The organism is Aliiroseovarius sp. S1339, assembly GCF_023195695.1.
Lineage (GTDB): Bacteria > Pseudomonadota > Alphaproteobacteria > Rhodobacterales > Rhodobacteraceae > Aliiroseovarius.
On the sequence record NZ_JALPQG010000007.1, the window covers coordinates 162,078 to 185,038 of the forward strand.

Annotated in this window: 20 protein-coding genes and 1 other RNA gene; 13 read left to right on the top strand and 8 right to left on the bottom strand. The window is 59.2% G+C overall.

Annotated features, from left to right (window positions below):
• Positions 1-24: 24 nt before the first annotated feature.
• Together MUY35_RS12185 and MUY35_RS12190 are read right to left on the bottom strand one after the other, a co-directional pair.
• The gene (locus MUY35_RS12185) at positions 25-1,917 is read right to left on the bottom strand and encodes an extracellular solute-binding protein (protein WP_248368796.1); all 1,893 of its coding nucleotides are present in this window, start codon (positions 1,915-1,917) and stop codon (positions 25-27) included.
• Positions 1,918-2,095: 178 nt separating this feature from the next.
• Positions 2,096-2,626, bottom strand: coding sequence for a cytochrome c family protein (locus tag MUY35_RS12190; RefSeq protein ID WP_248368799.1), 531 nt, complete (start codon positions 2,624-2,626; stop codon positions 2,096-2,098).
• Positions 2,627-2,745: 119 nt separating this feature from the next.
• On the opposite strand from MUY35_RS12190, the gene MUY35_RS12195 reads away from it, so the two are divergent.
• Complete coding sequence (locus MUY35_RS12195) at positions 2,746-3,579, top strand: prephenate dehydratase (protein ID WP_248368802.1); 834 nt, start codon at positions 2,746-2,748, stop codon at positions 3,577-3,579.
• Here the strand turns inward: MUY35_RS12195 and MUY35_RS12200 are convergent, their stop codons facing one another.
• Positions 3,580-4,059 carry an SRPBCC family protein gene (locus tag MUY35_RS12200; RefSeq protein WP_248368804.1) on the bottom strand — a complete coding sequence of 160 codons (480 nt, stop codon included), beginning with the start codon at positions 4,057-4,059 and terminating at the stop codon, positions 3,580-3,582.
• A gap of 45 nt (positions 4,060-4,104) precedes the next feature.
• Entirely contained in the window at positions 4,105-5,070 is a 966-nt protein-coding gene (gene nudC / locus MUY35_RS12205) for an NAD(+) diphosphatase (protein WP_248368806.1), read from the bottom strand.
• A gap of 166 nt (positions 5,071-5,236) precedes the next feature.
• On the opposite strand from nudC, the gene MUY35_RS12210 reads away from it, so the two are divergent.
• The 8 genes from MUY35_RS12210 (at position 5,237) to recR (ending at position 12,360) form a co-directional block, all read left to right on the top strand.
• Complete coding sequence (locus MUY35_RS12210; RefSeq protein WP_248368825.1) at positions 5,237-7,165, top strand: bifunctional 2',3'-cyclic-nucleotide 2'-phosphodiesterase/3'-nucleotidase; 1,929 nt, start codon at positions 5,237-5,239, stop codon at positions 7,163-7,165.
• Positions 7,166-7,202: 37 nt separating this feature from the next.
• Positions 7,203-7,300: signal recognition particle sRNA small type (gene ffs, locus MUY35_RS12215), an RNA gene on the top strand.
• A 239-nt stretch (positions 7,301-7,539) separates the two neighbouring features.
• Positions 7,540-8,568 (top strand): ribosome small subunit-dependent GTPase A, encoded by a 1,029-nt coding sequence (gene rsgA, locus MUY35_RS12220; RefSeq protein WP_248368827.1) that lies wholly within the window; start codon positions 7,540-7,542, stop codon positions 8,566-8,568.
• A 74-nt stretch (positions 8,569-8,642) separates the two neighbouring features.
• Positions 8,643-9,020: a DUF202 domain-containing protein gene (locus MUY35_RS12225; protein WP_248368829.1), complete on the top strand. Its 378-nt coding sequence runs from the start codon at positions 8,643-8,645 to the stop codon at positions 9,018-9,020.
• Between the two features lie 82 nt (positions 9,021-9,102).
• Positions 9,103-10,875 (top strand): DNA polymerase III subunit gamma/tau, encoded by a 1,773-nt coding sequence (locus MUY35_RS12230; RefSeq protein WP_248368842.1) that lies wholly within the window; start codon positions 9,103-9,105, stop codon positions 10,873-10,875.
• Positions 10,876-11,346, top strand: a complete 471-nt coding sequence (locus tag MUY35_RS12235; protein WP_248368844.1) for a hypothetical protein — start codon at positions 10,876-10,878, stop codon at positions 11,344-11,346.
• A gap of 59 nt (positions 11,347-11,405) precedes the next feature.
• Positions 11,406-11,750 (top strand): YbaB/EbfC family nucleoid-associated protein, encoded by a 345-nt coding sequence (locus MUY35_RS12240; protein ID WP_248368846.1) that lies wholly within the window; start codon positions 11,406-11,408, stop codon positions 11,748-11,750.
• A 13-nt stretch (positions 11,751-11,763) separates the two neighbouring features.
• Positions 11,764-12,360 carry a recombination mediator RecR gene (gene recR / locus MUY35_RS12245; protein WP_248368848.1) on the top strand — a complete coding sequence of 199 codons (597 nt, stop codon included), beginning with the start codon at positions 11,764-11,766 and terminating at the stop codon, positions 12,358-12,360.
• A gap of 22 nt (positions 12,361-12,382) precedes the next feature.
• On the opposite strand, the gene MUY35_RS12250 is transcribed toward recR, so the two are convergent.
• The 3 genes from MUY35_RS12250 to argH form a co-directional block, all read right to left on the bottom strand.
• Entirely contained in the window at positions 12,383-14,953 is a 2,571-nt protein-coding gene (locus MUY35_RS12250; RefSeq protein ID WP_248368850.1) for a TIGR02302 family protein, read from the bottom strand.
• Positions 14,954-14,969: 16 nt separating this feature from the next.
• Positions 14,970-16,235, bottom strand: coding sequence for a diaminopimelate decarboxylase (lysA, locus tag MUY35_RS12255; RefSeq protein WP_248368858.1), 1,266 nt, complete (start codon positions 16,233-16,235; stop codon positions 14,970-14,972).
• Positions 16,236-16,373: 138 nt separating this feature from the next.
• A complete protein-coding gene (gene argH, locus MUY35_RS12260; protein WP_248368865.1) occupies positions 16,374-17,771 on the bottom strand; it encodes an argininosuccinate lyase in 1,398 nt (465 codons plus the stop codon).
• A gap of 287 nt (positions 17,772-18,058) precedes the next feature.
• Here argH and MUY35_RS12265 point away from each other — a divergent pair, with 287 nt between their 5' ends.
• Entirely contained in the window at positions 18,059-19,210 is a 1,152-nt protein-coding gene (locus MUY35_RS12265) for a lytic murein transglycosylase (RefSeq protein ID WP_248368867.1), read from the top strand.
• Here MUY35_RS12265 and MUY35_RS12270 read toward each other — a convergent pair.
• Positions 19,167-19,766, bottom strand: coding sequence for a DNA-3-methyladenine glycosylase I (locus tag MUY35_RS12270; protein WP_248368869.1), 600 nt, complete (start codon positions 19,764-19,766; stop codon positions 19,167-19,169). The two genes, MUY35_RS12265 and MUY35_RS12270, sit on opposite strands and share 44 nt — an antisense overlap.
• A 168-nt stretch (positions 19,767-19,934) precedes the next feature.
• Here MUY35_RS12270 and MUY35_RS12275 point away from each other — a divergent pair, with 168 nt between their 5' ends.
• The 3 genes from MUY35_RS12275 to phbB all read left to right on the top strand — a co-directional run bounded on the left by MUY35_RS12275 (position 19,935) and on the right by phbB (position 22,949).
• Entirely contained in the window at positions 19,935-20,714 is a 780-nt protein-coding gene (locus tag MUY35_RS12275) for an EAL domain-containing protein (RefSeq protein WP_248369042.1), read from the top strand.
• Between the two features lie 165 nt (positions 20,715-20,879).
• Positions 20,880-22,055 carry an acetyl-CoA C-acetyltransferase gene (locus tag MUY35_RS12280; RefSeq protein ID WP_248368871.1) on the top strand — a complete coding sequence of 392 codons (1,176 nt, stop codon included), beginning with the start codon at positions 20,880-20,882 and terminating at the stop codon, positions 22,053-22,055.
• 171 nt (positions 22,056-22,226) lie between these two features.
• Positions 22,227-22,949, top strand: a complete 723-nt coding sequence (phbB, locus tag MUY35_RS12285; protein WP_248368872.1) for an acetoacetyl-CoA reductase — start codon at positions 22,227-22,229, stop codon at positions 22,947-22,949.
• Positions 22,950-22,961: the final 12 nt, after the last annotated feature.

Consider the following 22,961-nt stretch of genomic DNA (forward strand, 5'->3'; position numbering starts at 1 on the left):
CGTGCGGTTCGTGCGCGTCGCGGGTCAGCGAAGCACGCCGTCTGCCTTCAGTTTTTCTGCTTTTTCGGCATTAAACCACCAAAAGTCCAGATAGCCCAGATCATAGGGGGGCAGGGGGTCGGGATGTTCGAACTGGTCGTAATAAGCAACCGTGTGTTTATTTTTGTACCATTGAGGGACCGAGAATTTCAGCGCCCGCATGACCCGGTCTAGCGCTTTGGTGGCAATCACAAGATCGTCCTTAGTGTCGGCATTGCGAATGATGTCGATCAGGGTGTCCACGGCGGGGTCTGCGACGCCGGGCGAGTTGAAGACCGACACCGCAGCCTCTTTCGAGCCGAAGGCCTGTTCCAGATTGCTGCCGGGTTCATAGCCGAACGCCATTTGATCGGTGATGACGTCATAATCGAACGCATAGCGGCGGTCGACGAATTGGGATGTATCGACCCGGTTCAGAACAGCATCGACGCCGATTTTGCGCAGGTTTTCGACATAGGGCGTGATCACGCGATCAAAGGTGGGTGAGAAGGTCAGAAATTCGACCCGCAGCGTTTTGCCCGCTTCATTGCGTCGCATCCCGTCATTGCCGACGACCCATCCGGCCTCTTCAAGCAGGCCGGAAGCCTTGCGCGCGTTTCGTCGGTCAAATTGCTTGTCGCCCGAGGTTGGCGCCATGATCGCCTCGCCCAACGCGCCTTCGGGCAGCTTGTCGGCCAGTGGTTCCAGCAGCGCCAGTTCTTCGGGCGAGGGTGTGCCGGTGGCTTCAAGATATGAGTTCTCGGCAAAGCTGTTCACGCGTTCGTAAAGGCCATAAAACAACGCCTCGTTCGACCAATTGAAGTTGAACATCAGGCCGATAGCTTCACGCACGCGGATATCCTGAAACTTTTCGCGACGCATGTTGAACACGAAACCTTGCCCCGGGGCCTGACTGCCATCGTCCAGTTCGGCCTTGATCACGTGGCCCGATTTGACCGCTGGGAAGTCATAAGACGTGGCCCACTCTTTCGAGCTGTTTTCCAGCCGGAAGGTGTAACTTCCCGCCGAAAAGCCTTCGATGGCCGCATTGCTGTCGGCGAAGTATTCGATGCGGATCGTGTCGAAATTCCAACGCCCCTTGTTGATCGGCACGTCCTTGCCCCAGTAGTCGGGGTTGCGCTTGTAAACGATGCGTTGGTTGATTTTGTAGCTGTCCAGCATATACGGGCCGGTGCCCATCGCTTGCTCTAAACGGCTTTCGTCCAGCCGCGCGCCGGTCTTTTCAAACCACGCTTTCGACATGACAGGCGTTGCCGAGGCTTGGCCGATGCGTTCGCGGACCGGGGCATCTGGCTGAAAGGTGAATTTGACCCGCGCCGGGTCAAGGGCTTCGACGCTGGCGATGATCCGGCTGACGCCTTCGCGATAACTGATCAGACCTTGCTCCATGAACAGATCATGCGTGAAGACCACATCCTCGGCGGTCATGGGGCTGCCATCGGCAAACGCAGCCTCGGGGCGCAGGGTGAAGATAACCCAGCTTTGATCTTCGGGATATTCAAGACTTTCCGCGAGCAGCCCGTAGGAGGTTCCGCTTTCGTCGGCAGTGGCGGTCATCAGACGTTCAATGTTGATCGAGGCCAGCGCCCCGGGCACACCCTTGCGCGCATAGGGGTTGAAGCTGTCAAAAGTGCCGTTTGATGATGAGATGACGATCTCGCCACCTTTCGGCGCGTCCGGGTTCACATAGTCCAGATGGGTGAAATCTGCGCTGTATTTCGGCTGGCCAAAGTATGAATAGGCGTGTGACGTGATCGTCGTCTCGGCACGGGCCAGCAGCGGCGTCAGCACCAGAACAAGACCCATCAACAATCCCCAGAACATGGTGAGGCGGGTATCGGGCGTTTTCGCTTTGGCGTGCGACTGGACAGGCATCATCTGGCTTCCCTCATACGGTTCAACGGCTTTACGTTTTCACAAGCTAATGGCGCGGTCCAATAAACTGCAAGGCGCGATTTGGTGATCGGGGCGCGATCCGGGGTAATCAGGGATCATATCGCAAAGAAAAGGGCCGCCCCGGTGTCGGGACGGCCCTGAAAAACGGATAGGTCAGCGCTTAGCCGCCAATGGTTTGCAGATAGGCGATCAGATCGGCGCGGTCTTCTTCCTTTTTCAGACCCGCATAGGTCATCTTGTTGCCCGGCGCGTAAGCTTTCGGGTTAGCCAGCCATTCGTTCAGCTCGTCCGGGCCCCAATTTCCGCCAAGCCCAGCCAGTGCGTCCGAATAGTTAAAGCCGTCAACGCCGCCAATCGGGCGGTCAATAAGGCCATAAAGGTGTGGACCGGTGCCATTGGCGCCGTCTTCCAGCTTGTGACAGGCTTTGCACTTGCCATAGACCTTTTCGCCCTTGGCGGGATCGGCTGCGGCCAACAGGTCCGCAAACGGAACAGCCTCTTCGGCTTCTTCTTCTGCGCCACCTTCTGCGTCGGTCGCAATCATGTAGCCGGTGGCGGTGTGGCCATCTTCGCCGTGACCACCTGCTTCTGTTGAATACAGGCTGTCTGCCGCCCAAGAGCCCAGCAGGAAGAACAGGAGGGCACCGATTACGGCGGCCCCGGCTTTCGTCATTGTCATTGTGTCGAACATGTCGCGTTCCGTCTCATCCAAAGTCAAAAGCCTTCTAGCCGCTTCCATTGCCATGTTTCAAGCGATATGACAGCCGACGAGCTGCACTTTAACGCTAACCGGCAGAAATGGACCGCGAAATGACCAGCCGTATCGCCTTTCAGGGGGAACCTGGCGCCTATTCGCACGAGGCCTGCATCGCGGCCCGTCCCGACCTTGATCCGATGCCGTGTGAGACCTTTGAAGAGGTGATTGAAGCGGTGCGAAGCGGCGCGGCTGAACAAGCCATGTTGCCGATCGAGAACACGACCTATGGCCGGGTGGCCGATATTCACCGTCTGTTGCCCGAAAGCAGTCTGCATATCCAGGACGAAGCCTTCGTGCGCGTGCGCATCAGCCTGCTGGGTCTGCCGGGGTCAAAAGTTGACGATATCAAGACAGTGCGCGCGCACCTGGTGCTGCTGCCACAATCTGCCACGTTCCTGAAAAGTCACGGCATTCGCGGGATTTCGGCGGCGGACAGCGCAGGTGCTGCGGCAAAACTGGCGCAGGCAAAGACCGCTGGCGAAGGCGTGCTTGCCTCGTCATTGGCCGGGCAGATTTACGGGCTGGACGTGCTGGCTGAAGATGTTGAGGATCACGGCCATAATACCACGCGATTTGTCATCATGGGGCGCGAGCCAGACCATAGGCGGCGCGGTGACCATGGCATGATGACCACGTTCGTGTTCGAAGTGCGCAACATTCCTGCCGCGCTTTACAAGGCGATGGGTGGTTTTGCGACCAATGGCGTGAACATGACCAAACTGGAAAGCTACATGGTGGACGGCTCGTTCACCGCAACGCGGTTCTATGCCGATATCGAAGGGCATCCTGACGACCGCAAGGTGCAACTGGCCTTGGAAGAACTGGATTATTTCACTTCGACCCTGGAAATCCTTGGCGTCTATCCGCGCGACCCGGCCCGCGACTGATCAGCGAATCGGGTGCGTGGTGGGGCGATAGCGGTTTTCAATCGACTGGGCGTAATCAGCGACCCGCTTGCGAAACCGTTTGACCATAGAAGCTCGCGCAAGCTTCATGGATTGCAACAACAGCCGCGCAGGGATCGATTTGGGCCGCATGTCGATGCTGAGGTTCATGCGCGTGCGATTGCGCGACAGCGACATCAGTTCGACTTCCACCACCGCTTCGATCCCCGATACTTTCGAAAATAGCGAGAGCTGGTGTGGGGCCTCATAGGTCTTCAGAAGCATATCAGCAACGCGGGTGCGGTTGCGAAACGGGAAAGACGCATGCCACGTCATCCCCTGACCCGGCGCGCTCAGGTTGTCGGTGCGTGTGACCTGGGCCCCGCGACGCAGCGCGGCCCGTTCCATCCCATCGAAATCCGACACGGCTTCAAACACCTGCTCCAACGTGGCTTCGATGTCTTCGCGGGTCTTGAACTTCATGCGTGGTCTCTTTGGTTTCTATCCGAAGGTTGCCTGTTTGTGGTCTTAATCAAGCCGATCCGCAAGCCAGTTTGACAGCAGGAACTGCGCGATAGACCCCTTTCTGGCGGGCGAAATGGCGGGTTTCTGGCCTGCGAACACCTCTAGCATATCTTCGCGCGACACCCACATGGCTTGTTCCAGCTCGTTGGGGTCAATGGTGATCTCGGTCGTGGTGGCCGTGCCGCGTGTGCCGATCATCAGCGACGACGGATAGGGCCAGGGTTGCGACGCCAGATAGTCGACCGGGCCAACCCGCACGCCGGTTTCTTCAAACACTTCGCGCCGTGTGGCGGCTTCGATGGTTTCGCCTGGTTCCAAAAAGCCAGCCAGAAGCGAGAACATGCCTTCGGGCCACCGCGCGCCACGACCAACCAGAACCGCGTTGCCGTGGGTGATCAACATGATCACCACGGGATCGGTGCGCGGAAAATGTGACCGATCACAGGCGGGGCAATTGCGCTGCCAGCCTGCCTGCGCCGGGACGCTTTTCGTCCCGCAATTGGCGCAATAGCGGTGGATGCGGTGCCATTCCAGAATACTGCGGGCAGAGGCGGCCACTTCAGCCTCAAGCGGCGTAAGCTGGGCCATGATACCGCGCAACTCGGCAAACCCGTGATTGTCGGGCGTGTCGGGAAGATGTTGCCATGTCTGGTCAAGAAACGCGGTCGGGTCGGGTATGTCGCCCTCGGGCTGCCATTTCGAGACATCAGTGGCGAACAATGGGCCTTTATCGTCCAGACCTAGAAACACCAGCTTATCTTGCCGTGGCATGATTCCGGGGTGGCTTAAAGTCAAACAGGCCAGATCAATCTGGAGTGTAGCGCTCTGCTTGACCATCGGCTTGCCGCGCCAGATGGGCAGGATGCGCGCGGTTTCAGCAAGGCGCGCAAGGCCGCTGATATCGCCACGCTTTTCCGCTGCGCGGTCTAAAAGGCCTGCACCGAAGGTAACCTGCTCGGCGATTTTCATAGCACCCCCATGTGTAAAAACGTGCGGCGAACGCTAGCAGGATGGCTGGTGATTGCCACCCGCATTTACAACACAATAAGAAAACACGCTAAAGTTGCATAAAATATCTTTCAAATCACTCCTGAATGTTTTTCTATGAGGCGGAGTAGCGGTAGGAGAGTAAACGGTGTTGAAGCGGTTGGAGCAATGCAGGTCCCCCAAGGGCGCAACGCAGGCACGATTGCGCATTCTGGCGACGACTGATCTGCACATGCACATTTTGCCCTACGACTATCTCGCCGACCGTCCGGTGGAAGGGTGGGGGCTGACCAACACAGCCAAATTGATCGAAGCGGCGCGAGCCGAAGAACCCAATACGATCCTGTTGGACAATGGCGATTTTCTACACGGCACAGCCATGGGTGATCTGGTGGTCGAACAATATCGTGCGGCTGGTGGGGCGGACGCCCCCAAGGTGCATCCGATGATCGCGGCCATGGATAATCTGGGCTATGACGCCGGCACGTTGGGCAACCATGACTTTGATCGTGGGGTCGAGGTTCTTTTTGATGCAATTGCGCAGGCAGGCTTTCCCATCGTTTCTGCCAACACGGTTTTGAAGCGGGCGGCTGTGCCGACGCAGGACACCACCTTGGTTCCGCCATTTGCGATGCTCAACCGCCAGATCATCGACACAAACGGTACACCAAAAGATATCCGAATAGCGGTGATCGGCTTTCTGCCGCCCGGTTCGCTGAAGCTGGGTCATAATTCCGGTAAAGCCCCCGAGACGCGAGATATCGTTGAGACCGCGAAGGCCTTTGTGCCCCATCTGAGGGCGCGCGGGGCGGATGTCATCGTTGCGCTTGCCCATTCTGGGATCGGCGATGCCACCCATGTGGAGGGGATGGAAAACGCCCTGTTGCCGCTGTCTGGCGTCGCGGGGATTGACGCCATAGTCGGTGGTCATTCCCATCAGACCTTCCCGGACCAAACCTCGCCCGTTGTTGGGCCTGATGGGCTGAGCGATTACCTGAACCGCGTGCCGACCGTCGTGCCGGGGTTCTGGGGGTCGCATCTGGGGGTGATTGATCTGACGCTGGAACATGATGGTGACGGTTGGCGCGTCCTTTCTGGTAAGGCGAGTTTGCGAAAGGTCGAAGCCGCACGCTGTCCACGAGCAACTGCGACGCCCCAGACGCACCAAGCCTCTAATGGTTTTCCGAACTGGTTTCAGCTGCTGCATGAACGCACGTTGTCGCACATGCGCACGCCAATCGCGCAATGTTCGCAGGATCTCGACAACTACCTTGCCCTTGTTGGTGGCGATCGCGCAACACGGCTTGTGCAAGAGGCGATGAGTGATCACGCCCGGCGGTATCAGGTCGAGATTCTTGGCAGTGATCTTCCGGTTCTGGCCTCAAGCGCGCCGTTCAAGTCCGGGGGGCTTGCGGGGCCGAACTATTATTCGCATGTGCATGCGGGTCAGATGACGCTCAGGTCTTTGTCTGACCTTTATGTGTTCCCAAATGAACTGACGTTGATCCGCGCGACCGGAGTGTTTCTGAAAATCTGGCTAGAGCGGTCGGCCAGCTTGTTCAATCAAGTGTTGCCAGGGGAACGGGCGGTGGCGCTGAAAGACGCTGGCACGCCGGGGTATCTGCTCGAATCGGTGCTGGGTTTGACTTATCAGATCGACCTCAGCCAACCCGCGCGCTTCACGCCCGCCGGGGCGGCGTCTGGGTTGGGTGGCGGGCGCATTTTTGATCTTCGCCATAATGGACAGCTGGTTGGCGATGATGACACTTTTCTGCTGGCCACCAGTGATTACCGCGCCTGCGGTGGAGGTGGCTATCCCATCGCCCCGGCAGACCAGATTGTTGCCACGCCCCCACTGGCCATTCGCGATGTTTTGAAAGCCTATGTGCAACAGACGGGTCTGATCAAAGTTGGCGCGGACCCGATCTGGCGGTTTGCAGACGTTGCAGGCGCAAGCGTTTGGTTCAAGTCCTCGCCCAACGCCCAACCGGCCTGCCAAAATCACCCGTGGTTATCCATTCGCTGTGTTACAGACCGTGACGAAGATGGGTTTGCCCATTACGAGATGGAACTCTGAGGCTTGCATCGACGGTTTTCGCCTCATATATGAGGGTCGAGAGGTTGGCGCGGGCAGGCACCTCGCCAATCTGGTCAGGTCCGGAAGGAAGCAGCCACAACGAGCCCCGCTTGGGTCGTGTTCAGCCTCTCACCCAGTTTCAAATTCGCAAAATTTGGAACCCCGACAGGCGAAACAAAGTTTTGCCGGACGGGACACCACCCAAAGGCCCGCCAAATTGCAGGCCATAGATGATCGGAGGGCCAATATGAATGTCGTCATCACCCTTCGGGCAGGAATTTGCTAAGCGGGTTTATCCCCTTTCTGCCTGAGCACGCACACCCCAAGCCGCGTTTGCGCGCGGGGTGCAATGCCATGCTGAAACAGGCAGACCAATGACACACACACTTACGGACCTTGGTTGGTCCCCTTTCTTCGAAGCGCAGCGCGACGACGCTGCCGACTTGACCCCTTACCGGATCACCGACATTCACCGCAGCCGCATGAATGCGCTGGGCGAGGCGGGCGAGGTCACCCTGACCTCTCCCAAGATCGTGGCCGGCGAATTGGCGGTTGGCGATTGGGTTTTGGCCGACCCAGAGCTTCGCATACAACGATGTTTGGAGCGAAAATCACTGCTTCAACGACGTGCCGCCGGGACCGATGCACATACGCAGCTAATCGCGGCGAATGTCGATACCCTGTTTATCGTGACCTCGTGCAATGATGATTTCAACATTGCCCGGATCGAACGGTTTTTGGCACTGGCACATGAGGCTGGATGTTATCCTGTTCTGGTCCTGACAAAAGCGGACCTGTGCGATGATCCCCTTCGATACGAGGCCGAGGCACAGACCCTTGACCCGATGCTGACGATCCTGACCGTCAACGCCCGCGACCCATCCGGTGCGGCAGCGGTGGCGGCGTGGTGCAAAGCCCCGCAAACGGCGGCCTTTATCGGGTCGTCCGGCGTGGGCAAAACAACCCTAACCAATGGCTTGACTGGGGGCGACGCCGACACCGGCGGTGTCCGCGAAGACGATGCCAAGGGCCGCCACATCACAACCTCGCGCAGTATGCGTCCCATGCTGCAGGGCGGTTGGATCATTGATATGCCCGGCATGCGCGCGTTACGTCTTTTGGACACCCGCGAGGGGATCGACAGCGTTTTTGACGATCTGGCCGAGCTGGAAACCCAATGTCGGTTTTCCGACTGTGCGCATGAAACCGAGCCAGGGTGTGCCGTGCGCGCGGCCATCGACGCGGGAGAGCTTGATCTGGACCGTTTGGCACGCTGGCGCAAATTGCGCGCCGGTGATGCAAAGAACACCGAGACGGTGGCCGAAAGCCGCGCGCGACAGCGAAAGTTCTCGAAAATGGTGAAGAGCGTTACCAAGGGCGCAGGAAAGCGCAAAGGACGTTAGTCCAAGGGGATATCGCTTGGCGCGCGTCCGCAAATCAGGTCGCACTGAGACAACTGACAGGATAGGGTCGGAACATGGCCAGTCACGATGCAAAAGATGATGAGGAAAAAGCTGAAATCCGAACGCGGTGGGCCGAGGATCGAACGATCATGGCCAATGAACGCACGTTTTCAGCTTGGATGGGAACCGGCCTTGGCGCGGTGGGTGTTGCGATCGGGTTAAAGGCCGTGTTTGGGGCGTTTGATCCAACCTGGGCGGCCAAACTGGTCGCGACTTTGTTCTTGCTGGCAGCGATCGTGATCTATTGGGCGGCACGGCGGCAGGCTTGCAAAACTCTGTCGCGGCTATCTGAAAACGATGCAGAAGCGTTACCGACACAGTCTTTCACCCGTCTTGCCGCTTTGATGACTGTGGCAACGGTTGGGGTCGGGGGGATCTTGTGGGCGTTGTGACCAGCGACCGCATCTTTGGTGGACCCCTGCCTCGCCCCGCTTTAGTCTTCTGTGACTGGACGAATCTCGACAAAGGTTGACGATGAGCGACACCACTCCCGACACGGCGCAAGCGGCCCAGCCCTATCAGGTTCTGGCGCGCAAATACCGCCCAGAAACGTTCGCCGATCTGATCGGGCAAGAGGCGATGGTGCGCACGCTCAAGAACGCGTTCGAAGCCGACCGGATCGCGCAGGCCTTTGTAATGACGGGCATTCGCGGTGTGGGCAAAACCACCACGGCGCGGATCATCGCCAAGGGCATGAACTGCATCGGGCCAGACGGCACGGGCGGACCAACTGTCGAGCCCTGCGGCAAGTGTGAACATTGCGTTGCCATCGCCGAAGGCCGCCATGTGGATGTGATGGAGATGGACGCCGCCTCGCGCACTGGTGTGGGGGATATTCGCGAGATTATCGACAGTGTTCATTATCGTGCGGCATCGGCGCGGTATAAGATCTATATCATCGACGAAGTTCACATGCTGTCGACCAGTGCGTTCAACGCCCTGCTCAAGACGCTTGAAGAGCCGCCTGAGCACGTGAAATTCATTTTTGCGACCACCGAAATCCGTAAAGTGCCCGTCACGGTTCTGAGCCGCTGTCAGCGGTTTGACCTGCGCCGGATCGAACCTGAGGACATGCTGGCCATGTTGCGCCGGATTGCCGATGCGGAAGGGGCTGCGATCGCCGATGATGCGCTGGCGCTGATCACGCGCGCCGCCGAAGGCTCGGCCCGTGATGCGCAATCGCTGCTGGATCAGGCGATCAGCCATGGTGCCGGTGAAACGACCGCCGAACAGGTGCGCGCCATGTTGGGGCTGGCGGATCGGGGCCGGGTGCTGGACCTGATGGATCTGATTCTAAAAGGGAATGCGGCGGGGGCTTTGGTTGAGCTTGGTGGTCAATATGCCGACGGCGCTGATCCAATGGCGGTGTTGCGTGATCTGGCCGAAGTTTCGCACTGGCTGAGCGTGATCAAGATCACACCAGAGGCCGTCGAAGACCCGACGGTGTCATCGGAAGAGCGCAATCGCGGGCAAACCATGTCGCGCGAACTGCCGATGCGGGTTCTGTCGCGGATGTGGCAGATGTTGCTGAAGGCGATTGAAGAGATCTCGGTTGCGCCAAATTCGATGATGGCAGCTGAAATGGCGGTCATTCGGCTGACCCATGTGGCCGACTTGCCTACGCCGGAAGAATTGGTGCGCAGGTTGAAGGACCAGCCTGGGCCGCCAGCCGGGCCGATAGGCGGTGCCCCTGCGCCATCGGGTGGCAGTGGACCGAGTGCGACCTCTGTATCGCGCGGTTCGGTTTCTGGTGGCGGGTCAAGCGGTGGCGCAACTGCTTTGGCCGTATCGCAGGAACCGGAAAACGCCTTGGCGCGCTATACCCGGTTCGAGGATGTGATCGAATTGATCCGATCTAACCGCGATGTGAAGCTGTTGGTCGAGGTTGAGGGCGGCCTGCGGCTTGCAGCTTACGCACCGGGCCGGATCGAATTCACGCCCGCTGATGGGGCACCATCCGACCTTGCCGCCCGTCTTGCGCAACGTCTGCAAGGATGGACTGGTGTGCGTTGGGGCGTCACGCTGGTGAATGGATGTGAGGCGGCGACGATTACTGAGACGCGGGATGGTGAAAAGCTTGCGCTGGAAGAAGAAGCGGCGGCGCACCCTTTGGTTCAAGCGGTGATCGCAAACTTTCCCAAGGCGCGGATCACTGAAATTCGCACCGCAGCAGACATGGCCGATGAAGCCGCCGCAGAAGCCCTGCCAGAGGTTGACGACGAATGGGATCCGTTTGAGGAAGAGTAGATGAAAAGCTCAACGCGTTCCGAGATTGCGATCCTTGAAGAGGTCAAGTCACTTGCGGTTGAATACTACCAACTGACCGGTAAGCCTCTCGGTGTGACGGGCGAGATCGCCGAGATGGAGGCTGCCAGGCTGCTTGACCTAGAACTCGCCGAAGCACGCACTCCCGGTTTCGACGCGTATCGAACAACAACGGACAGAAAAGAGAAAATTCAAATCAAGGGACGCTGGAAGAATGATGGGGCGTCTTGGGGCCGTGTTTCGAAGATAAACACGGATCAAGAATTCGATGCTGTTCAGCTTGTGCTGTTACAAGGAAACTACGAAGTATTTGAAATCTGGGAAGCCACGCGGGACGATATCATCGAAAGACTGAATGCCCCTGGCTCCAAGGCGCGCAATGAACGCCGGTCTATGGGTGTTTCACAGTTCAAGTCCATTGCTGATCTTGTCTGGCCGTGCCACGCCTTGTAAGCGGGGCGGCCCGACCGTATCTAAGACTGAACCGAATACACAAGATCGAGGAGCATAAAATGCTGAAGGGACTGGGTGGTCTTGGCGATATGGCCAAGATGATGAAAGCCGCACAAGAGATGCAGACCAAGATGTCGGATATGCAAGAAAGCCTGTCTACGATGACCGTGGTCGGGGAAAGTGGTGCCGGTTTGGTGCGGGCCACTGCGACCGCAAAGGGCGTGTTGACGGGCCTGGACATTGACCCTTCGATCTTCAACCCCGACGAAAAGGAAGTGGTCGAGGATTTGATCCTTGCCGCGATCAAGGATGCTCAGGCCAAGGCGCAGGACCGCAGCGAAACCGAGATGTCACGCCTGACCGAAGAACTTGGTCTGCCCAAGGACATGAACCTGCCGTTCTAAGGCAGAAAACCGCATGTCAGAAGCCCCGCGTGATATCGAGAACCTGATCGAGTTAATGGCGAAACTGCCCGGACTCGGTCCGCGGTCTGCGCGGCGAGCGGTGCTGTATCTGATCCGCAAGCGTGCGCTTGTGCTGACGCCGCTCGCGGACGCGATGGCCGCGGTGGCCGAGACGGCGCGCGAATGTATCACCTGCGGAAATGTATCGACTGCAAACCAGTGCGATATCTGTGCGTCCGAGAAACGTGCAGTGGGCGAGATTTGCGTGGTCGAAGATGTCGCCGACCTTTGGGCGATGGAACGTGCTGGTCGTTTCAAAGGGCGCTATCACGTGCTGGGCGGAACCCTGTCGGCACTTGATGCGGTCGGCCCGGAAGACCTTGGCATTCCCCGCCTGATCCAGCGCGTTATTGATGAAAATGTGACCGAGGTCATCTTGGCACTGAACGCGACTGTCGACGGTCAAACCACGGCGCATTACATCGCAGAAGAGCTGGAAGGGCGTTGTGCCGTTTCATCTCTGGCACAGGGTGTGCCGATAGGAGGCGAGCTGGATTATCTGGACGAAGGCACAATTTCGGCAGCATTGGCCGCGCGCAAACGGTATTGAGCTTGTCGCGAACCGGGGCCGCTTAAAACTGATCCAGCAGACGTTTTAGGTAGTCGCGTTCCAGATCGGGGCGATCACCGTCACCGGATCGGCGGCGCAGTTCGTTCATCAACTCTTGCGCGCGTCGATAGACGTCTTCACCATCTTCAAGCGGGTTATCTGTGCCGACCGCACCGGATTGACCGTCGGGGTTGCGACCAAGCGGGTCGCGTTGGCTTGATCTGCGGCCTTCGCCGGGGCTGCTGCCCTGTTCACCTTCGCGCTGGGCTTGTTGGTTTTGCATGGCTTCGTCGAACTGGCGCATCCCTTCGCGCAAGGCCTCCATCGCGTCGGCCTGTCGGCCCAGCGCTTCGGGCAGGTCGCCCTGTTCCAATGCGTCAGCGGCGTCACCCATGGCGCGCCCGGCCTCGTCCAGCGCGTCGCGCGCGGCTTGGCCTGCTTCGTCGCTGGCACCGGGCAGGTTGCGGCGTTGGGCTTCAAGTTGCCGTTGTAAATCGCTTTGGCGCTGCGCCAGATCGTTGCCTTGCCCGGGGCTGTTGTTCTGTTCGGGCCCTGCGCCTTCGCCATCTTGCCCTTGTTGGCCGCCAGTCCCATCATGGCTTTGGCCACGCCCCTGACCGCCGTCGCGCCCTTCGTTGCCCTCAGCCTCGCCCGCCTGCGATCCTTGCCCTTGTTCCTGCAGGTCGCGGAAAGCCTGATCCGACAGACCTTGTTGTTCGCGCAGTGTGTCCTGAAGACCCTCGCGCGCGCTTTCTCCGGGTTGGCTGGGCTGCCCGTTCTGCGCCATCTGCATGTTTTCCATCATCTGGCGCAGTTGATCGAGCATCTGCATCGCCTCGTCCTCGCGCCCTTCACGCATCAACTCTTCGATACGGTCCATCATATCTTCAATGTCGGCCTGCGACATCTCGATCCCGTTTTCAGGTGGCGGCTGATCAGATTGCGGTGCGTTCTGCTGGTTCTGCGCCAGCTGATCCATGTAGTCGCGCATCGCCTCGCGGACCTCGTCCATCAGTTCGGCCAGCTCTTCTTCGCTGGCCCCGTCGCGCATGGCTTGTTCCAACCTATCTTGTGCCTGCTGCATCCGGGCAAGCGCGTCGGCAAGCCGGCCATCGTCAAGTTCGACGGCGACGTCCCACAGTAAGGTGGCGATCTCGTCGCGCAGGTCTTCTGGCAGGCCTGAAGGCAGGTCAGAAAAGGCGATGCCAGCTTCCAGTCGCCGGATGCCCCCGCGTAGCCGTAAGTAGACGCCGTCGGGTAGCTTAAGGTCGTCGGGGCGGTTCAGCACAGCCCGCAGGATTTGCGCAACGCGGCGTCCGTTCTGGCGTGACCACATCAGATCGCGGCGTTGTTCGACCAGTGCTTTGGCAACGGGATGCAGAAAACGGCGGGCGGGAAGAATAATGCCCAGCGGGGTCGACGTGCCGGTTTGTTCTGCGCCATCTTCGACCTTCAGCGTCAGGTTGATCGGCAGGCCCGCCCACGGGTGTTCGATCAGGTTTTCCTCCAACACCCCTTCGATCAGCGTTCGTGCGCCGCGATAGGGCAATGGTAGGTCAACAATCAAAGGTGGGCGGGGTTCCGGGTCGACTGCCAGCCCATGGCGGCGATCCATGCGGTCAAGCCCAAGTGACGCTTCGGCGTGACCTGCAGTGACGGCGTAATCATCGGTCGCGATGAACGGAAGCGAAAAATCGCCAGCAATGCGGCGCGACAGGTCCCCGTCTATGCCTACATTGGGCGGGGTGTCGCCGATTGCGGTGATGTGCCAAGTCGCCCCGCCGGGACCGTCGATGCTGAGCAGGCTATTTTTGGTGATGATCTGGACATAGCTTTGCAGGGTCGGGCCTTTAATCGGCGCGCCGGACAGATCGGCGTCGATGGTAAAGGCGCTAAGGTCGCCATACAGCCGCAGGGTCAGGCGGCTGCCCGTGGGCACGGCCAGTGGTCCGGGGGGTTGGTCGGCCAGATACAGGCTGGGGCGTCCAGTGTAGCCGGGCGGCTCAATCCACCCTTCCCAACTGGCGCTGGCGATTGGCTGAGCGCTGGCGTTCGTGCCCGTGACCGACGCCGCGCGGTCCATCCACGGGGTAAAGCCAAGCGCCAAAGCGGCACCTGTGGCGGCTATCAGACGCAAGCCATAAGGGTCATTCAGCGCGACGCGCAGGTCGGGCGCAACGGGCCTTACGCCCTTTAAACGCTGGGCCATCCGGTGCAAATGGGCCTGCCACAGATCACGCGAGGCCGGGTCATTGCGTCCGGTCGCCTGTTCGTCTTGCAGGGCTGCAATCGGGTGGCCAGGCAGGCTGTCATCCAGCCGGGCTAGGCGCTCGGCCCGGCTGGGCCACGAGAATTTTCGAACCCCCCAAATCAGCGCGATAAGGGCTATGGCCGCGCCAACCATCATCGCGCCGCTCGCTGCGGGGGATGGGCCGATGGTCCAGAAGCTCCACACTGCGAAAGCTGCCAGAAGGATTGTCGCAAGCGGCCAGAAAGCATGCCAGAACCGCTCCAAAACCATGCCAGCCCCTGTCAGACGCAAAGGCCATCTGAGATGCGGTTGCACCTCGTTAGGTAGGGTGGGGCGGGTCATTGGACCCGCGTTGGGTTCACAGCCATGAAGGGATGGTATCGCGTCCTAGCATCTGTTCATAGGTGGGTCGCGCACGGATGACTTCAAATTGATCGCCCATCACCAGAACTTCGGGGATCAGGGGGCGGGAGTTATACTCGGAGGCCATCACCGCGCCGTAGGCGCCCGCGGACCGGAAGGCGATCAGGTCCTCGGGTCGAAGGCTGTCCAGATCGCGCCCCTTTGCGAATGTATCGCCGGTTTCGCAGATCGGCCCGACGATGTCATAGCGGGCTTTTTCGTCGCCGGGTGTCGCCTCGATCACTGGAATAATGTCGTGATGGGCTTCATACATCGACGGGCGCACAAGGTCGTTCATCGCGGCGTCCACGATCAGGAAGTCCTGTCCTTCGCCTTCCTTCACATAGATCACGGATGTGACCATCAGGCCCGCATTGCCGGATACCAGCCGTCCCGGTTCAATCTCGATCTCGCAGCCCAGATGCCCCACGGTTTCGCGCACCATCTGGCCGTATTCGATGGGCAGCGGGGGTGCGGTGTTTGATCGCTCGTAAGGAATGCCAAGCCCGCCGCCTAGATCAAGGCGGGTGATGTCGTGGCCGTCTGCGCGTAGGGCTTCAGTCAGTTGCGCAACCTTCTGGTAAGCTTGGCGGAACGGCTCCAGCTTGGTCAGTTGGCTGCCGATATGCACGTCGATGCCGACGGCCTTCAGGCCGGGCAGGGTGGCAATTTCGGCGTAAACGTCGCGGGCACGGGTGATTGGGATACCGAACTTGTTTTCAGACTTGCCGGTCGAGATCTTGGCGTGGGTTTTGGCATCGACGTCCGGGTTTATGCGGACGGTCACGGGCGCGACCACCCCCATATCAGAGGCAACCTGCGACAGCACCCGCATCTCGGGTTCGCTTTCCAGATTGAACTGACGGATACCATGGGCCAGCGCCAGTCGCATTTCGTCGCGGGTCTTGCCGACACCGGAAAAGACGATCCGGTCGCCCGGCACGCCAGCGGCCAGCGCGCGGCGGTATTCACCTTCTGACACCACGTCCATGCCCGCGCCCAAGTCACCCAGCAGCTTCAAGACGGCAAGGTTCGAGTTGGATTTGACCGCGAAGCAGACAAGGTGGTCCGCCCAGTCCAGCGCTTCGGTGAACAGCCCGATATGACGTTTCAGCGTGGCGGCGGAATAGACATAGAAGGGCGTGCCGACCTTGGCGGCGATCTCGGGGATTGCCACGTCTTCGGCGTGCAGGATGCCGTCGCGGTAAAGGAAATGATCCATGGGCGGGCCTTTCGGGCAGCTGGGCTTACTGGCGGGCTTGTTGTTCTGCGATGTCTTCCGGGCTACCGGGACGAATAGGCTCGCCATCGGCACCGCAGGCAGCCAGACTCAGAAGGGCGAGGATCAGGGTGACGCGGATCATGACAGCACCTCCTTCCAACGAGCGATCTGTTTGCGAACCTCGGACGGGGCCGTGCCGCCATAGGATGTGCGGCTCGCGACGGAATTATGCACGCCAAGAACGCCGAAGACCTCGTCGGTGATCGCATCATGGATCGACTGCATGTCGGCGAGCGACAGGTCGGGCAGGTCGCAGCCGCGGGTTTCGGCCATAGCCACCAGCGACCCGGTCACGTGGTGGGCGTCGCGGAACGGCATGTTCAATGCGCGCACCAGCCAGTCGGCAAGATCGGTCGCGGTCGAGAAACCGGAAGAAGCCGCAGCCTCAAGTGCGTCCGTATTTGCTGCCATGTCTGACACCATGCCAGTCATTGCGGCCAGTGCCAGCATCAGGTTGTCGGCGGCGTCAAACACCTGTTCCTTGTCTTCCTGCATGTCCTTGGAATAGGCGAGCGGCAGCCCCTTCATCACGGTCATCAGGCCCACGGTGGCCCCCATGATCCGCCCGATTTTGGCGCGGATCAGTTCAGCCGCGTCTGGGTTGCGCTTTTGTGGCATGATCGACGAACCGGTGGACCATTTGTCAGACATGCGCACGAAACGGAACTGGGCGGATGACCAGATCACCAACTCTTCTGCAAAGCGACTAAGGTGCATGGCGCAGATGGACGCTGACGTCAGGAACTCCAACGCGAAATCACGGTCGGCCACGGCGTCCAGCGAATTGGCGGTGGGGCGGTCAAAGCCCAAGGCCTCGGCGGTCATGTGGCGGTCGATAGGGAAGGACGTGCCAGCGAGGGCTGCTGATCCCAAGGGGCACTCGTTCATCCGGGTGCGCGCATCGCGGAAACGAGACATATCACGGGCAAACATCTCGACATAAGCCATCATGTGGTGGCCCCATGTCACTGGTTGGGCCGTTTGCAGGTGCGTGAAACCTGGCATGACCCAGTCCGCCCCTGCTTCAGCCTGACCGATCAAAGCGCGGATCAGCGCCTCCAACCCCTCGATTGCCGCGTCCATCTGGTCACGCACCCACAGGCGGAAATCGGTAGCGACCTGATCATTGCGCGACCGGGCCGTGTGCAGACGGCCAGCGGGCTCACCGACGATTTCTTTCAGGCGAGCTTCGACATTCATGTGGATATCTTCAAGCGCTGTCGAGAAGGCGAAACTGCCGCCTTCAATCTCACTCAGGACTTGCGTCAGACCTTCGTGGATCGCTTCGGCGTCTTGCTCCGTGATGACACCGGTTGCTGCCAGCATTAAGGCGTGCGCACGCGATCCGTCGATATCTTGCCGCGCCATGCGCTGGTCATAGCCGATCGAGGCGTTGATTGCCTCCATGATTGCATCGGGGCCAGCGGAAAAGCGGCCACCCCACATGGCGTTGGTGGTTTTGCTGTCGTCACTCATTGTCAGCCTTTCGGAAGGTCGGATCTGCGTTGACTTGCTATACGCGGCGCAGGGCAAAGGCGCAATTGGGCAGCGGCGGTTGGCAAAAATTTGGGGCGCGACAAAGGATGCGCGGGCCCTGTCAGCGCGAGATTGCCGATCCGCGCCGCAAGGCTTTGAGGTCTGCGCAAACAGGCGTATTGTCTGCACTCGGCGCACAAATCTGCTCGGACGAGGCTGCGATGGCTGGGGTGTCAAAAGGCATGCAAACCGGAAGAATCTCAAGGCGACAGGCAGCAGGGCTGCTTTTGGCCGCAAGTATTATGCCTAAAGCCGCGCTGGCCGATGCGGGGTTTGCGGCATGGCTGGCCAGTTTCCGTACACGGGCTGCCTCAAGCGGCATTCCGGCCAACACCCTGCGCGCGCTGGAGAAGGTGCGTTTCCTGCCCGAGGTGGTCAGGTCAGACAAAGCGCCCGCAGAAACATCAAGATCGCTTGGCGACTATCTCGCCTCGGCAGCGTCGCCGCAGCGGATCAAGGGTGGGCAAGTCGTTATGGCGCGCTATCCGACCCTGCTGGGGCGGATCGAGAAACATTTTGAGGTTCCGCGTGAGATCATCGTGGCGATCTGGGGCATGGAAAGCAGCTATGGGGCTGTGCGCGGGTCGGCCCCGGTTCTGTCGACCCTGGCGTCGCTGGCCTATGATGGCCGTCGCCGCAATCTGTTCGAAGAAGAGCTGCTGGCTGCCTTGCATATCCTTGCCTCTGGCGACACATCACTTAGCCGGTTGAACGGATCTTATGCGGGGGCCATGGGGCACACGCAGTTCATGCCAAGTTCGTTCTTGCGCCATGCGGTTGATTTCAACCGCGATGGTCGGCGCGACATTTGGGCCGATGATCCGACGGACGCGCTGGCCTCGACTGCGGCGTATCTGCGTGCGAAGGGTTGGCACGAAGGACAACCTTGGGCTTATGAAGTGCAATTGCCGAAAGGCTTCGATCTGGCGCGCACCGGGCGCGTCCATACGCGGCGGCAACGTGATTGGGCGCAGCTTGGCGTGACCCACGCGTCGGGCGAAAAGCTTAGCGGTTCGGCCTTCGGCGCGCTGATTCTGCCAGCCGGCCCCACCGGCCCTGTGTTCATGATCTTCGACAATTTCCACGTGCTGAAGACCTATAATTATGCCGACAGCTACGTTATCGGCGTGGGGCATCTGTCTGACCGTCTAGCCGGGCGCGGACCCATTCGCGCCAAGTTCCCCGGAGACCCGTGGGGTATGACCACCGCCGAGCGGCAAGAGTTGCAAAGCCGCCTGAACGCGTTGGGCTTCAAGGCCGGGCGCCCGGATGGTGTGATCGGTGAAAAGGGGCGTGCGGCGATACGGTCTTATCAGACTGCGCGCGGCGTGCCGGTTACCGGCGTTCCCAGCCGGGACTTGCTGGCGGGACTTCGCTAGCCACCTGATTAAAGCGAAAGCAGCTTGTGGTGTGGTTGTTTAACAAGCCACAGGCCTCCATCCAAGCATAGATGATTGTGGGGCCGCAGAACTTGAACCCAGCCTTTTTCAGATCTTTAGACATCTGTTCGGTCAATGGGCTTGAGGTCGGGACCTCCGCAAGGCTGGCGTATCGCGACACCTGCGGCACGCCGTCGACATACCCCCAAATCAAATCTGCAAAAGCCTGCGCGCCGCCAAGATTCAGATAGGCTTGCGCGTTGCCGATGGTAGCTTCGATCTTGCCGCGGTGGCGGACGATCCCGGCATTGCCCAGCAATCGCGTCACCTCGTCGTCGCCCCATTTGGCGATAACGTCGGGGTCGAACCCTTCAAAGGCAGCGCGGAATGCGTCACGTTTGCGCAGAATGGTGATCCAACTCAGCCCGGCCTGAAACCCGTCAAGGATCAGCTTTTCCCACAACGCCCGGCCATCATATTCCGGCACGCCCCATTCGGTGTCGTGATAGGTGACATAAAGCGGATCATCTCCGCACCATGTGCAGCGCTGGGTCATAAGAGAGCTTTCTTCTGAGATACGTAAAATTAGCAGGAAATTGAGGATTTCACTGCTTGTTAGCATATGTGGCGCATCAATGTCTCATCGCTGCGATGGAGATTTTCAATGATGCGTAATTTGAGATGGGATGAGGTGCCTGGAATAGCGCCGATGGGCGACCAACCGATGAGCGACCCACTCTCCGTCGCCCTTGATCTGCGCGACCACGAAGCGCTGGACTTGGTGCGCCATGCATTGCGCCACAAACAGGTGAAACTGGCCTATCAACCGGTTGTGCAGACGGCCAATCCAGACCGTATGGCATTTTATGAAGGCCTGTTGCGGGTGCATGACGCCTCTGGCCGAGTGATTCCCGCAAAAAGCTTTATTGGAGCCGTCGAAGACACCGAGATGGGGCGCATTCTTGACGCGCTGGCCTTGGAAAAGGGGCTGGAAGTTTTGGCAGCGGAACCGGGGCTGCGATTGGCGGTTAACATGTCGGCCCGTTCGATCGCCTATCCGGGCTGGAAACAGGTGTTGGAACGCGGCCTGCAGGACAACCCGACTGTGGGTGAGCGCCTGATTCTTGAGATTACAGAACGTACAGCCATCACCATGCCGGATCTGGTGCAGGTCTTCATGGCGGACCTGCAGCAAAAAGGGATCAGCTTCGCGCTGGATGACTTTGGCGCAGGCTTCACTTCTTTCCGTTATCTCAAAGACTTCTACTTCGACATCCTGAAGATCGACGGCGAGTTCATCCGCGGCATCCATCAAGACGCTGACAATCAGATCCTGACCGAAGCAATGTTGTCCCTAGCACGCCATTTCGACATGTTCACGGTGGCGGAAAGTGTCGAAAACTATAAGGACGCGACTTATCTTGCTTCGATTGGCGTGGATTGCATGCAGGGGTATTATTTTGGTGCGCCGACGATCAATCCCTATTGGCAGAAGGTGGCCTGATCCGGCTGCCCACTTAAGGTTCCCTGACAGAGCAAGTGCGTGCGACTTGATTTCCTCTGCAATGCAGCACAGGATGCGTTCAACATCGGATATCAGTTCGAAAAAACGTCGTTTCGCGGCGGTTTGCCGGCGCTTATCCGTCAGTTTGGAGGAAAAGGAACCATCATGACCAACGTTGTTATCGTATCCGCCGCGCGGACTGCCGTCGGCAGTTTCTCGGGCTCGTTTGCAAACACGCCCGCCCACGACTTGGGGTCCGCTGTGCTTGAGGCCGTCGTCGTCCGCGCCGGAGTCGACAAAAGCGAGATTGATGAAACCATTCTGGGTCAGGTTCTTCAGGCCGGACAAGGGCAGAACCCCGCGCGCCAAGCGCATATCAACGCCGGATTTCCCAAAGAAAGCTCGGCGTGGAGCATTAACCAAGTCTGCGGTTCGGGTCTGCGCACCGTGGCGCTTGGTGCCCAGCATGTGATGCTTGGCGATTCGGCCATCGTTGCCGCTGGCGGTCAGGAAAGCATGTCGCTTAGCGCCCACGTTGCGCATTTACGTGCAGGTCACAAGATGGGCGACATGAAGTTCATCGACTCGATGATCAAGGACGGCCTTTGGGATGCCTTCAACGGCTACCACATGGGTCAAACCGCCGAGAATGTGGCCCAGCAATGGCAGATCACCCGCGAGATGCAGGATGAATTCGCTGTCGCCTCGCAAAATAAAGCAGAGGCCGCCCAGAAGGCTGGCAAATTCGCGGATGAGATCGTCCCCTTTGTCGTAAAGACCCGCAAAGGCGAAACTATCGTCGATCAGGATGAATACATCCGCCATGGCGCGACAATGGAAGCCATGCAGAAGCTGCGCCCGGCCTTCACCAAAGACGGATCGGTAACTGCGGCCAACGCCTCGGGCATCAATGACGGTGCAGCCGCGGTATTGCTGATGAGCGCGGAAGAAGCCGAAAAGCGTGGGCTGGAGCCGCTGGCGCGCATCGCATCCTATGCCACCGCAGGGCTTGATCCGTCGATCATGGGTGTCGGACCGATCCATGCCTCAAAAAAGGCGTTGGAAAAGGCGGGCTGGAAAGCGCAAGACCTTGACCTTGTGGAAGCCAATGAGGCGTTCGCCGCGCAGGCTTGCGCCGTGAACAAAGACATGGAGTGGGACACGTCCGTTGTGAACGTGAACGGCGGTGCAATTGCCATCGGCCACCCCATTGGTGCCTCGGGCTGCCGTATTCTGAACACGCTGTTGTTTGAGATGAAGCGCCGCGACGCCAAGAAGGGTCTTGCGACACTTTGCATTGGCGGCGGTATGGGCGTGGCAATGTGCCTTGAACGTCCCTGAGCCATCGCCGGGCTGAAAAGAAAAGGCGCCTCTGGGCGCCTTTTTGCTACATTGCGGAAAGGCGGGGAAATAATCTCTGCAATTCTGAAAATGTTTACGCAATAATATTGCGTAGCGAGTGTATAAAAGGTAACAGAGTTTCCATACCTAGATAATATATTGGAGGAATACATGGCTCGAGTTGCACTGGTTACCGGTGGTTCGCGCGGCATTGGCGCTGCGATTTCCAAGGCTCTGAAAGCAGAGGGCTATAACGTGGCGGCCACATATGCGGGCAATGATGCAAGCGCTTCGGCCTTTACGGAAGAAACCGGCATCAAGACCTACAAGTGGAATGTTGCTGACTACGAGGCCTCGGCGAAAGGGCTGGCACAGGTCGAAGCGGATCTCGGACCGATTGACGTTGTGGTTGCCAATGCGGGTATCACCCGCGACGCTCCGTTTCACAAGATGACGCCCGAACAGTGGCACGAGGTGATTGATACCAACCTGACCGGCGTGTTTAACACGGTTCACCCGATTTGGCCCGGTATGCGCGAACGCAAGTTTGGCCGGATCATCGTGATCAGCTCGATTAATGGTCAGAAGGGGCAGTTCGCTCAGGTGAACTATGCCGCGACCAAGGCGGGCGATCTTGGCATCATCAAATCGCTGGCCCAAGAAGGCGCGCGCGCAGGCATCACCGCCAACGCAATCTGCCCCGGCTATATCGCAACCGAGATGGTGATGGCTGTGCCTGAAAAGGTACGCGAATCGATCATCGCCGGTATCCCGGCGGGACGTCTGGGCGAGCCGGAAGAGATCGCACGTTGCGTGACTTTCCTTGCGTCGGACGATGCGCAGTTCATCAATGGCTCGACCATTTCGGCCAACGGGGCGCAGTTCTTCGTCTGATCTCGCCTTGAA